This is a genomic window from Propionimicrobium sp. BV2F7 (genome assembly GCF_000510445.1).
Lineage (GTDB): Bacteria > Actinomycetota > Actinomycetes > Propionibacteriales > Propionibacteriaceae > Propionimicrobium > Propionimicrobium lymphophilum.
The window spans coordinates 379,798-392,115 of the sequence record NZ_AZIS01000004.1 but is presented as its reverse complement, the minus strand read 5'-3'; the positions used below and the strand labels follow the sequence as shown (position 1 = coordinate 392,115).

At 60.0% G+C, this 12,318-nt stretch carries 10 protein-coding genes; all 10 read left to right on the top strand.

Annotated elements, in window-relative coordinates:
• Positions 1 to 8: 8 nt before the first annotated feature.
• Positions 9 to 935, top strand: a complete 927-nt coding sequence (locus HMPREF1255_RS06115; protein ID WP_024111125.1) for a mechanosensitive ion channel family protein — start codon at positions 9 to 11, stop codon at positions 933 to 935.
• A 3-nt stretch (positions 936 to 938) separates the two neighbouring features.
• Positions 939 to 1,064, top strand: coding sequence for a hypothetical protein (locus HMPREF1255_RS10125; RefSeq protein WP_255325105.1), 126 nt, complete (start codon positions 939 to 941; stop codon positions 1,062 to 1,064).
• Between the two features lie 243 nt (positions 1,065 to 1,307).
• A complete protein-coding gene (locus HMPREF1255_RS06110) occupies positions 1,308 to 2,795 on the top strand; it encodes a CCA tRNA nucleotidyltransferase (RefSeq protein ID WP_016455007.1) in 1,488 nt (495 codons plus the stop codon).
• A gap of 153 nt (positions 2,796 to 2,948) precedes the next feature.
• Positions 2,949 to 4,403, top strand: a complete 1,455-nt coding sequence (locus tag HMPREF1255_RS06105) for an MFS transporter (protein WP_024111264.1) — start codon at positions 2,949 to 2,951, stop codon at positions 4,401 to 4,403.
• Between the two features lie 7 nt (positions 4,404 to 4,410).
• The gene (locus HMPREF1255_RS06100; protein WP_016455009.1) at positions 4,411 to 6,234 is read left to right on the top strand and encodes a hypothetical protein; all 1,824 of its coding nucleotides are present in this window, start codon (positions 4,411 to 4,413) and stop codon (positions 6,232 to 6,234) included.
• Positions 6,235 to 6,279: 45 nt separating this feature from the next.
• A complete protein-coding gene (locus HMPREF1255_RS06095; RefSeq protein ID WP_024111068.1) occupies positions 6,280 to 7,113 on the top strand; it encodes a hypothetical protein in 834 nt (277 codons plus the stop codon).
• Between the two features lie 62 nt (positions 7,114 to 7,175).
• Entirely contained in the window at positions 7,176 to 8,945 is a 1,770-nt protein-coding gene (locus HMPREF1255_RS06090; protein ID WP_024110994.1) for a DEAD/DEAH box helicase, read from the top strand.
• A gap of 10 nt (positions 8,946 to 8,955) precedes the next feature.
• A complete protein-coding gene (locus tag HMPREF1255_RS06085) occupies positions 8,956 to 9,405 on the top strand; it encodes a low molecular weight protein-tyrosine-phosphatase (protein WP_024111086.1) in 450 nt (149 codons plus the stop codon).
• Between the two features lie 77 nt (positions 9,406 to 9,482).
• Positions 9,483 to 11,246, top strand: a complete 1,764-nt coding sequence (locus HMPREF1255_RS06080; protein ID WP_024111159.1) for a hypothetical protein — start codon at positions 9,483 to 9,485, stop codon at positions 11,244 to 11,246.
• 72 nt (positions 11,247 to 11,318) lie between these two features.
• Entirely contained in the window at positions 11,319 to 12,314 is a 996-nt protein-coding gene (gene trxB / locus HMPREF1255_RS06075; protein WP_016455014.1) for a thioredoxin-disulfide reductase, read from the top strand.
• Positions 12,315 to 12,318: the final 4 nt, after the last annotated feature.

Genomic DNA, 12,318 nt, shown 5'->3' with positions numbered 1-12,318 from the left:
GGATATTGATGATTCCCGCACAGATTAAGTTCGTTTGGCCCCAAACCCTGATCGAGATTTTGATCATCCTGGCGATAATCATCGTCGCTCGCTGGACGCTGCGAAAGGCTGTGAAGGAGCTGGTCCATACAGCCGAAGCCAACCCAGCTAAGACGTTCAAGCGTCTGGGTGCCAAGGCAACCAAGACCATGAAGGGCTCCAAGGACCCGACGGAAATGTTCATGAGCGTGGATCCCAAGGAAGACGAACGACGTCACGCGCGCATGAAGACGCTGGCGTCCATCCTCAACTCGGTGATCACGGTTAGCGTCGTCATCATCGGTTCCTTTTGGCTGCTGCGCGCAGTGAACATTGACATCACGCCGGTGCTGGCCTCCGCCGGTCTGGGTGGTTTGGCGATCGGCTTTGGCGCGCAAAGCCTGATTAAGGACGTCATCAGCGGCACCTTCCTGATCCTCGAAGATCAGCTCGGTGTCGGCGACATCATCACCATCGGCGACGTCACCGGCACAGTTATTGCAATGCAACTGCGCGTCACCCAGGTTCAGGACATGAATGGCGAGATGTGGTACATCCGCAACGGCGAAATCACCACCTTGGGCAATATCTCGCAGGGCTGGTCGAACTCCGTCATCAGCATCCCGGTCAATATTGACGAGGATCCTTTCAAGATCATCAATCTGCTCAAGCAGGCAGTCAAGGAGCTCGAGGGCGATCAGGAGATAGAGAAGGTGCTGCTGGATGAACCCGCAGTGCTTGGCCTGAGCAATTTCGATTCTTACATTGCCAACTACGGCATATTGGTCAAGTGCCGTGGCAACCAGCAGTGGGGCGTCGAGCGCGCGATCCGAGCTGCCTCTCTGAAGGTGTTCCAGGAAAATGGCGTAGACACCCCCGCAACTCCGGTTCGCACTGTGGACGAAAAGTCGAACTAGACGTTGAGCAATAAGCAGATTTGGGGGTCTGCCTTAGTCGCGATCTCGTCGATAGCTGCTATGAACTTTGGCGTGTCTTGGGCGAAGACTTTGATGCTCAAGACCGGTGCCGACGGCGCTGCCGTTTAACCTCGAGTTGATCGTTCTGTCGAAAATCCCGTCTCCGGCTCTTCGCCATTCTGCAGGCCAGCGCACCCGGCGATCGCATCTTTGATGGCTTGGCTGGTCATCGGTGAAGCACTTTCGACGCTGTAATGGCTGGCCATCGCAGCCGTCATCGGGGCGGCGCTCGGGGCCACAGTGTCGACTTCTCGCAACTAGCGGACGCCTCGAAACTTTATCTGTCGGTGGTTGAAGCTAGAATCAGCGCTTATGGCCATGAAGAAAGCTCTCGCTGCTCTGTTGCCCGCGTCCGATGTCGTAAATAAGATCGGTGCGGCTTTCGGCGACGCCGGACACGAGATTTACCTGGTTGGCGGTTCAGTCCGCGACGCGCTGCTTGGCACGCTCGGACACGACCTAGACTTCACCACCTCCGCGCGCCCGGACGACACCGAGAAGCTGCTTCGTTCTTTGACCAGGCAGACTTGGGACACCGGCCGCGAGTTCGGCACCATCTCGGCGAACATTGCCGCCGAGGGCCACGTTTGGCAGGTTGAGGTGACGACGTTCAGGGCTGATTCTTACCGGTCGGATTCTCGCAAACCCGAGGTGGCTTTCGGCGAGAACATCGAAGAGGACCTGATCCGCCGAGACTTCACCGTGAACGCTATGGCGCTGAACGTCACCGGCGGCAAAACCGACGAGTGGCGATTCGTCGATCCGCTGGCCGGCATGGAAGACCTGGCTGATCAGCTGCTTCGCACGCCCACCAGCCCGCAGGTCAGTTTCGGCGACGACCCGCTGCGCATGATGCGCGCCGCCCGTTTCTCCTCCCAGCTCGGTTTTTTGGTCGAGGAAGAAACCCTCAAGGCGATGGGTGAGATGGCCGAGCGCATCGATATCATCAGTGCCGAGCGCGTCCGTGAGGAGCTGAGCAAGCTGCTGCTCACCGATCGTCCCCGCGCCGGCCTGGATCTGCTGGTGAGCAGCAAGATCGCGGACCGAGTGCTGCCGGAACTGCCTGCAATGAAGCTAGAGCGTGATGAGCACATGCGTCACAAGGATGTCTACGAGCATTCGCTGACCGTTTTGGATCAGGCGATCGAGCTCGAGAAATCTCGCGACCTGGTGGACGGCAAACCCAACCCCAACCACGAGCCAGACCTGACGCTGCGCCTGGCCGCGCTGCTGCACGACATCGGCAAACCCGTCACCAGGGCATTCGAGAACGGCAAGGTCACGTTCCACCACCACGACGTGGTCGGCGCCCGAATCGCCAGAAAGAGGCTGCGCGCCCTGCGCTACTCCAAAGAGACCGTCTCGGATGTCAGCAAACTGATCGCGCTTCACCAGCGTTTCCACGGCTACGTCGAGGGCTCGTCTGGCGGCGCAACCTGCGGATGGAGCGATTCCGCGGTCCGTCGCTACGTCCGTGACGCCGGCGATCAGCTCGAACGCCTGCACATTCTGACCCGCTCGGACTGCACAACTCGAAACCGTCGCAAGGCAGATCGGCTGCGCAGGGCTTACGACGAGCTTGAGTTCCGCATCGACGAGCTGGCCGCCCAGGAGGAGCTGGAGGCGATTCGCCCCGAGCTCGACGGCAACCAGATCATGAAGCTGCTAGATATCGCGCCCGGCCCGATGGTCGGCAAGGCATACAACCACCTGTTGAGCCTGCGCTTGGATCAAGGGCCGATGGGCGACGAGCGCGCGGAGGAAGAACTTAAGAAGTGGTGGGCCCAGCAACAGGGCTAGCCAGCACGGCTATTTTCCATTTACTAGCTATTGGCAGCTCTTTCCGATAGAGTTTTCCGGCTGTTTACTCAGCATCTTTCGCGTCTTGGCCGACGCACAAGCCACATAGATGTCGTTTCTAGGGACGCCTGTGGCTTTTGGTTAGGAGAATTCATGGATGACGACATTATTCGCGTAGAGGGCGTGGATAGGGTTTTCTCTAGGAAGAAGATCCTGATCATTTTGCTCTTTGGCCTGGCGTTGGCCATGATGTCGATTAGCTCTGTTAACGTCGCGCTGCCGTCGATTCAAAAGTCGATTGGCTCCTCGGATACCGATCTTCAGTGGCTGCTTTCCGGCTACGCTTTGACGTTCGGCATCGTGCTCGTCGCAGCCGGACGAATCGGCGATCTGCTCGGGCGCGGCATCACCTTCATAATCGGTATCTTTCTTTTTTCGACTTCTGCTCTGATCTGCGGTTTGATTCACGATCCGGGCCTGCTGAACATTGCACGCCTGGTGCAGGGCATCGGCGCGGGGTTTTATTCGCCGCAGACCAACGGCATGATCGTGCAGTACTTCCGCGGCCAGGCGCGAGCAACAGCTAACGCGCTGTTCGGCCTGGTGGTTTCCGTGGCTGTTGCGATCGCCCCGCTGCTCACCGGCTTCCTGATCCAGTGGTTCGGCCCCGACTTGGGGTGGCGGGCGTCCTTCCTGTGGAGCTTCCCGGTTGGTGTCGTGACGATGATTCTGGCCATAATGTGGCTCCCTTTTGAGTCTGAACGACGTCTGTGGAATCACCGCAAGCTCGGCATGGCCCGCGCTGCTCGCTTGGACCTCGACCCGGTCGGCATGATCCTGATGGCGCTGAGCGTGATGTGTGTCATGTTGCCTTTCATGATTAAGACTGCGCTTTCGTTCGCGCTTCTGCCGCTGGGTGGCCTGCTGCTTTACATCTGGTACCGCTGGGAGAAGGCGTACAAGAAACGCGGCAATCAGCCGATGGTGGATCTGCACCTTTTCAAAGTCCGTTCGTTCACGAACGCGACGATGGTTTCCGGCATGCAGTTCTTGGGCGGCACCTCGGTGTTCGTCATCATCGCGCTTTACCTGCAGAACGGCCTGGGTGCCAGCGCGCTTGTCTCCGGTTCTATCGGCCTGCCGAACGCTATTGGTTCTGCGGTTGCCGCGATGATCGCCGGGCGTAACGTGCTGCGCCGCGGACGCACGATGACGATGCATTCGCTCGGTATCTACATCGTCGGCCTGCTGATGCTGATCACTTTGATCCAGTTCGTGCCCGCTATCAGCTACTGGTGGCTGTCGATTCCGCTGGTGTTCACCGGCATCGGCGTCGGCGCGTTCAACTCCGCTAACCAGACCCTGTCGATGCTCGAGTTGACCCCTGACATGGGTGGCACAGCTGGCGGTGTCAAGCAAACGATCGAGCGCACCACAACCGCGATCGGCAACGCGATGCTCACCGCGATCTGTTTCATGTTCGTTGCGCAGGGCTGGCGGATCGCGGCAACAATGGCCTATAGCGTCATCACTTTGATCATCGTGCTTTCCTTGTTGCTAGCCTGGTACGACAAACGCAAGTTGGGAGACCCGGAGCCTCTCGCATAGGAGCCGAATGGGACGCAGGATCAGCCTTTTCCTGGTCGTCTTGATGACGATCTTGTGTGCTGGCGCACCCTCTTTCGCCGACGAGCAGGCTCCCCGCCTCGACGTCGTTGTGACGCAGATGAGTCCGCAGTACGTGACTACCACGGGCGAAATATCCATCATTGGCACGGTGAAGAATCCTGGCTCGAGCGCGTTGAACAACGTTTCGGTGGGGCTTTGGCGAGACGCCACCCCGCTCACCACGCCTGCGCAATTGAAGACTGCCCTCGATCAGCCCGGTGGTGGAGCGGTAAGCAACGCCTCTGGTGCCAGCATGAACCTGGGCTCTGTAGAGCCAGGCGAGACAAAGAATTTCAAGGTTTCTGCGAGCCTAGACCCAGGAAACGACAGCGAGCCTCTTTGGTTGAGCCAGCAGGATGCCGCATACCGAATCGGCGTAGAGGCCCGCTCAGATGGCCTGCTGGTTGGCGCAGCGCGAACCGCCATCGTCAACCCCGGCAGTTCCGCAACCACCGCCCAGCTAGTCGTGTTGAACTCGAAACCCGCGCTGAATCCGCTGACCCACACTCCCGGCTCCGAGCCGGCGACCGCTGACCTGCTGGACGCTGACGCGTTGAGCGCAGACCTGAGTCAGCGCCTGGAGCCGCTGCTGAGAGCAGCAGACAGTTCCGATGTTCTGGTGGACCCTGCGCTTATCGATCAGCTGACAGCGCTCGGCACCCCGCAGGCGACGGAGTTCCTAACCCGCTTAAAGGCTAGGATTTCTAAGTCAGGTGCCTATCGGGGCCTCTACAATTCTCCTGATGTCGCAACTGTTCGCGCCTCTGGTACGGATAAGTGGCTAGATGCCGCCAACCGCGTAGACGCCGAAGGGGTCGTCGAGAGGCTGCCGCTGATTGTCTCCGCTGGTGAAGTTAGCGGCCAGGATGTCGAGGTGTTGGCTGCTGCCAAGCCCGTTGCGGTGCTCGCTAGGAATTTGGTTACTGGTCCTGCAGTTTTGGATGGCGTCCGTTTGGTGGCGGCGGATTCCGTGCCGTCGAATAGTTTCTCTGCGGCTGGTATGCGTGCCCGGCAGCTGATTTTCGGCAAGGAAAATCCGCTCGTCACGCTCGTAGCCAGCCCTCAGGCCATCGTTGACTCCCGATCGGGTTGGCTCGAAACGGTCTCGATCGACGGCCTGCTCAGCTGCCAGCCGGAATCGGAGATCAACCTGTCCTCGACGTCTCAGCCCTCCAAGATGCCCGATACCGAGGTCCTCAGCCGCTGGGTGACTTTCACGGGTAACTCGAAGAATTACCAGAAGATTCTCGATTCCGTCGCTAACGCTTATGCCTCCAGCGCGTTCACTGGCTCGCAGCGCGATGCCTGGCTTGCCAAAGTGTTAGAGCCTGCGCGTGCGCTGGACAACCCCAACGCCGTCCAATTGCTTGCCACGGACACGGTCACCACGTCTGAAAAGGACAACGCTTTGCCGGTGACTATCGTCAATTCGACGGGCTCTCCTGCGCTGCTTCGGGTCAGGTTCGACTCGGATAACGACCAGCGCGTGTGGATTAATGACACTTCTTTGGTCGAGTTGGATGCCGGTGAGCAGTTGACCCTGCGCGTGAACCCCCACTCGAAGGCCAACGGGCCGGTGGAGGTGAGGGCCCAGCTGGTTCTGGAGGACGGCCAGCCCATCGGTGAGCCGGTCTCGTTTCTGGTGACGGCCACGAAGGTCGGGAACGTCGCCTGGGTGTTGATCATCGCCTCCGGCGCGGTGCTGTTGACTGTCACCGCATGGCGGGTTCATCAGGTAAGACGCAAAGGTTCCACGCACGTCGAGGACTAACAATGTGCCGTTTCCCGCTAACATGGTTAGCTGTGGGAGGAAATGATGGCAAAAACTAAGAAACTTGGGGTCACTGCGACCTTGCTGGCGCTGCTGCTGGCTTGTTCTCTGATTGTTCTGATCGCCAGCCTCGCTATGGTCTTCTACAGCCAGGCCTCTCTCGTTATCACGGTTTTGACGATAGTTTTGGGCGGTTCTTTGCTGGCCTGGCACATCCGCGTGCTGATTGGCGGGTCTGGACGCACGAAGTCCACCATCACCACCAACTTCTCGATCGCCCTGATTGTTATTGGTTGTTTCGCGATGATCACCGGCTTCGGTCTTTTCGATGTGCTGGGTGGCAGGGTCGAACCGACCCGTATCGTGCTTGCAATCGCTGGTTTTATCGGTCTGGTCTGCGCGCTGATTGCCTTCATTCGTGACACCGGCCAGGAGCATGAGGCCCGCGAGTCTGAGGAGAAGAAGGAAGAGCTGGGAGAATCCGAGTCCGATGATTCTGCTCTTGAGGCGGGTGATGATGTGCTCGAGTCCTCCGACGATGGTTCGCTCGAGTCCTCGGACGATGATCTGGGGGCTACCCCATCCGAGCCCACCGCCGTCGAGGAAGCCGAATCGGCTGCGGAGGTCGAGGAAAGCGACGTCGAAGACTCCGACGAGCCGCTCGATAGCACCGTCGCTCTTTATGAAACTCCGGGCCCCGAAACTGAATCGGATGTGGACGATTTCTCCGCTGCCGAGATGACCATGATTGTTCCGCCGCCGAGCCCGCGTGCCCGTCGTGCGGCCGCCAGCATGGACGATTTGACCTGGCTCTACGACTCTCCCGAGGCCGCCAAGGCCGAGGAGGAAGAGCCGCGCCGAGCCCGTCGCGGAATCTAGTAAAACCGCCTTTTTAGCCTGCTGGAATCGACGCCGTTTTAGGGGTATCGTCGCTTCTCGCTATGACTTCTTCCGCCTTCGAGCGAATTTCTCCTGCCTTCCCCCGGCGAGCTCCGTGGGGCACGTCTGCGTCCCTGCGCGCGTGGCAGGCAGAGGCGCTGGAAAAGTACATGGACGAGCAGCCCCAGGACTTCCTCGCTGTGGCTACCCCGGGCGCGGGCAAGACGACGTTCGCGCTTAGGATCGCCTCCCAGCTGATATCGCAGCGCATCGTTCATCGGGTGATTGTCGTGGTGCCGACAGAGCACCTAAAGACGCAGTGGGCTGATGCCGCCAGCCGCGTCGGTTTGCAGATCGATCCAACCGGGCGCGGTGGTCGGGCTGGACGCAGCCGCGAGTACGTCGGGGTGGCCACCACTTACGCAGCCGTCTCGGTTCGGCCGTGGCACTACGAGGCGCTGTGCGCAAACAACAAGACTTTGGTGATCTTCGACGAGATTCACCACGCTGGTGATTCCCGCAGCTGGGGCGAGGCTGTGCACGATTCTTTCCAGTACGCCACCCGTCGCCTCGCGCTGACCGGCACCCCGTTCCGCAGCGACGACAACCCGATTCCGTTCGTCGAGTACGAGATGCGCGACGATGGTTCTCAGATCAGCCGCGCAGACTACGTCTACGGATACGCGGATGCGCTGCGGGATCACGTAGTTAGGCCCGTGATTTTCATGGCCTATGGCGGCCCGATGCGCTGGATCACCAACACTGGCGACGAGATCGCGGCAAACCTGGGCGAGCCGATGACGAAGGCGTTGACCTCCCAGGCTTGGCGGACCGCGCTAGATCCGAAGGGCCAGTGGATATCTTCGGTCCTGCAGGCCGCGGACAAGCGCCTTACGCAGGTGCGTCGTCACCTGCCGGACGCCGGCGGTTTGGTGATTGCGTCGAATCAGTCCACGGCTAGGGCGTATGCCCGGCTGCTCGATCAGATTAGCGGCGAAGAAACCACTGTGGTGCTCTCAGACGATGCCAAGTCGAGCGCAAAGATCGAGGAGTTTTCGGGCTCCGAGACACGCTGGATGGTGGCCGTGCGGATGGTCTCCGAGGGCGTCGACGTGCCTCGCCTGGCTGTCGGTGTCTACGCCACCAGCACCTCTACCCCGCTTTTCTTCGCCCAGGCCGTCGGTCGTTTCGTGCGTGCCCGCAAGCGCGGCGAGACTGCAACGGTATTCCTGCCCACGGTTGCGACCATCCTCGATCACGCGGCAAGCCTGGAACTGCAGCGCGACCACGTCCTCGGCGGCCGCAAACCCGACGAAGGCATCTGGGACGAATCCGAGGCCTTGTTGGGGCAGGCCAATGCCCGTGAGGCCGCCAGCGACGAGCTCAACAACGAGTTCAAGATGCTGGACTCGGACGCCACCTTCGATCATGTCCTCTACGACTCCCACACCTACGGCATGTACGCCGATCCGTCTAGCCGTGACGAAGAGGAATACCTGACGCTGCCCGGCCTTGCCGATTCGGATCTGATGGGCACCATGCTCGCCGATCGCCAGCGCAGGCAGCTCGCTAGGCACAAGCGCGAAATCAACAAGCAGGTGCGGCGGAAAGAAGTTCCCCCAGACGAGCCGTTGCACCGTGCATTGGCCAATCGCCGCAAGGAACTAAATACCCTAGTTAGCCGTTTCGCCAGGGTGCGGGGCGTGCCGCACTCACACATTCACGCCCAACTGCGACGCGAATGCGGCGGCCCGAAACTCGCCCAGGCAAACACTGGACAGGTCGAGGCGCGAATCAGGCTCGTCCAACGCTGGCTTAACCGCAACGGGTAGCCTAAAAGACATGCAGAAAATACTCTTTGTTTGCACCGGAAACATCTGCCGCTCGGCGATGGCCGAACAGATCGCCAATTACCTGAGCGGGCAGCGCGGCCTAGACCTAGAGTTCGACTCCGCCGGCGTCAGTGACGAAGAGCACGGCAACCCGATGGACTCCCGTGCGGTTCGTGTCATGAAGCAGCACGGCTACCCCGTCGGCCCACATCAGGCCAAGCAGGTCAGCCGTCGAATGCTCGACGAAGCCGACCTGGCCATCGGGTTCACCAACGCGCACGTTTCCCGCATGAAGCGAATCGCCCCCGACGCCAACATTCGTCTTATGACTGACTTCGACCCTGAAGCCGTGCCTGGCGCCGACATCAGCGACCCCTGGTACGGCGGCTCGGAAGACTTCGAGATCGCCATCTGCGAAATCGAGTCGGCACTCAAGGGGATGCTCGAAGAAATCGTCTAAACTCGCCCTTTACGGCGGGGACTTCCCGGCCCTTGAGTGAGGTGCTGGCAAACTGGTGGTGCAAGAAAGGAACCCACGTGCAATCTGATGAGCTCTTCTGGTGTCCGCAATCGGGCCAGATGGTTGGTGGCCGTTATCGGCTGAACCATGAGCTCTTCGTTTCCGGCCCTGAGGTCGACGGCTACCGTGCAGCCACGTGGCAGGCCACCGACAACGCCCTTTCGCGTTCGGTCCAGATGCAGATTCTGGGCCCTAGGGACCCGCGCGTCCCCCGCTTCTTGATGGCTGCCAGGCAGACGGCCGCCACCGACGATTGCCGCTTCTTGAGGGTTCTCGACGCGATGGAGGCCGAGGGGCAAGAGCTGCTCTCTTTCGTCGTGTGGGAGCATCCCGAGGGCAAGAAGCTGAGCGACGTTCTTTCTTCAACCAGACTGAGCAACGCTGAGGCGGCATACGTCGTTCGCGAGGTCGCGGCGGCTCTGGCCGCCCCGCACGCTGCAGGAAAGTTCCACGGCAGGCTCGGCTTGCGAAACATCCTGGTGACGCTCGAGGGTGACATCAGGGTGTGCGGTTTTCTGACCGACGGCGTCATTTTTGGCGACGAGCACGAGCAAAACTGGTCTAGGCGCGAGCAACAGGATCTTCGCGATTTGGGTGTGCTGCTCTATACCTGCCTGACTGGTTGCGCACCTGTTGCCGACGAGGCTTCGCGCGACGGGCTGCCCGCGGCACCCAGGCGTGGGGCCGGTGAAAAGCAGCACTGGGTCACCCCGAAGGAACTGCGCACATCCACAAATTCTGGCCTGGACAAGGTGGCGATGATGCTGCTCGGCGAGGCCAAAATGCGCTTCGGCACAGCTGATGAGCTTGCCACCACGCTCACCAGAATCTTGGCCAGCACCGAGCCGAAGGCCGAACTGCAGTCGAAGATGCGTGCCATGCGTTTTGCCAATTTGTCGCCCGAAATGCCGATGGCTAGCCAGGACGACAAAGCCACTGAGATCGTTTCCAATAAAACCTCTGTGACTAGGCAAGATGGCGCTTTTCAGGGGTCAGAAGCGCCAACCCAAGAGTCTCGCGAAGTGGTGCCCGACGAGGCACCGACGCAGATTGCCCCTGCCGTCGATGTGTCTGCCTACGAACCCCAATACGATGACCCCCCGACTGCTTTGCAGCCCGCTTACGTCGATGAGGTCTCTGACGTAGCGGAACCGGAGAAGTCCATCCCCATCTCTGCCAGGCAGAGTCCGGTGGCTCCTGCCAAATTCGCCCAGCGTAGGATTATCGCGCTCGTGGCGATCTTGGTGGTGCTCTGCTTGGTGCTGGTGATGGTCGTCCGTGGTTGCTCAGGTGCAGGCGAGCCCGCAGCAGCCACCGAGATCGTAAACGTTTTCAGCTTTGACCCTGTCGCAGACGGCGGCGGCGAAGACGAACGCTCCGAGACGGACCAGCTCGCCCACGACGGCGACCCGAACACTGCCTGGACCACCTGGACCTACTACGGCAGCGAGAAATTCGGCAATCTGAAGACCGGCGCCGGAATGGTTCTCGACCTCGGAAAGCCCCAGCCGCTCGGCGGGGTGCACCTATTGCTGGATAGCTCCCCCGTCGATGTTCAGCTGATGATCCCAGCTGCCGATCCTGGTGCCGATCAGCCTCCGATGGACACCGTCAACAGTTGGCAGACCGTCACGCAGGCGTCGCAGGCGGGTTCCGATATAGTTTTGCGCCCAGACCAACCGGTCACCACCAGGTGGGTGCTGGTCTACTTCACCACGCTGCCGGCCATCGCCGAGGGGCAATTCCGCACAGGTATTTCCGAGGTGAATCTCGTCGAGTAGAAACTCTTTGTCGTGCCAGGACATAAAACGGGCGATTCTTGCGTTGCATAGAGAAAGTTCTTAAGGAGAGATATGCAGTCAGTTCAGCTGAACACCGGCATCACGCTTCCGGACGCCTCCACACAGGCGGTTGACGTTTCTCAGGAGATCCGCGATGTCATCATTATCGGCAGCGGCCCGGCCGGTTACACGGCGGCTATTTACGCTGCGCGGGCCCAGCTCAAGCCCTTGGTGTTCGAAGGTCAGCTCGATGCAGGTGGCGCCCTGATGACCACCACCGAGGTCGAGAACTTCCCCGGTTTTTCGAAGGGCATTCAGGGCCCAGACCTGATGGCCGAGATGAGGGCCCAGGCAGAGCGTTTTGGCGCTGAACTGGTAGCCGAGGACGTCGAGAGCGTTGATTTGAGCAGCGACATCAAGCTGGTGACCGATTCTCGCGGCACACAGCATCGCGCCCGCACGGTGATTCTCGCCATGGGTTCCGCCTATCGCAAGCTTGGGATTCCAGATGAGGAAACCTACTCTGGCCGAGGCGTCAGCTGGTGTGCAACCTGTGACGGTTTCTTCTACCAGGGCAAGGACATCGCCGTGGTCGGTGGAGGCGATTCCGCGGTCGAGGAGGCCACTTTCTTGACCCGATTCGCTAATTCGGTGACGCTCATTCACCGTCGAAACGAGCTTCGTGCCTCCGCGATCATGGCTGAGCGTGCCAAGAACGATCCCAAGATTAAGTTCGCCTGGAATAGCCAGGTCGTCGGCATGGGTGGAGACGGTAAACTCGCTGAGGTAACTCTGCGCGATACGGTCACCGGTGAGGAGCGCAAGTTGGCTGTGGAGGGACTTTTTGAAGCTATTGGTCACGACCCCCGCTCTGCTCTCGTCAAAGATCAGATCTCTTGTGACGATTCTGGTTACGTTTTGGTTGCGGGCCAGAGCTCTGCAACTAACGTTTCTGGTGTTTTCGCCTGCGGTGATCTCGTAGACCACACTTATCGTCAGGCAATTACGGCTGCCGGCTCCGGAGCTAAGGCCGCGCTGGACGCAGAACGCTTTCTACTCGATAACTAATAAG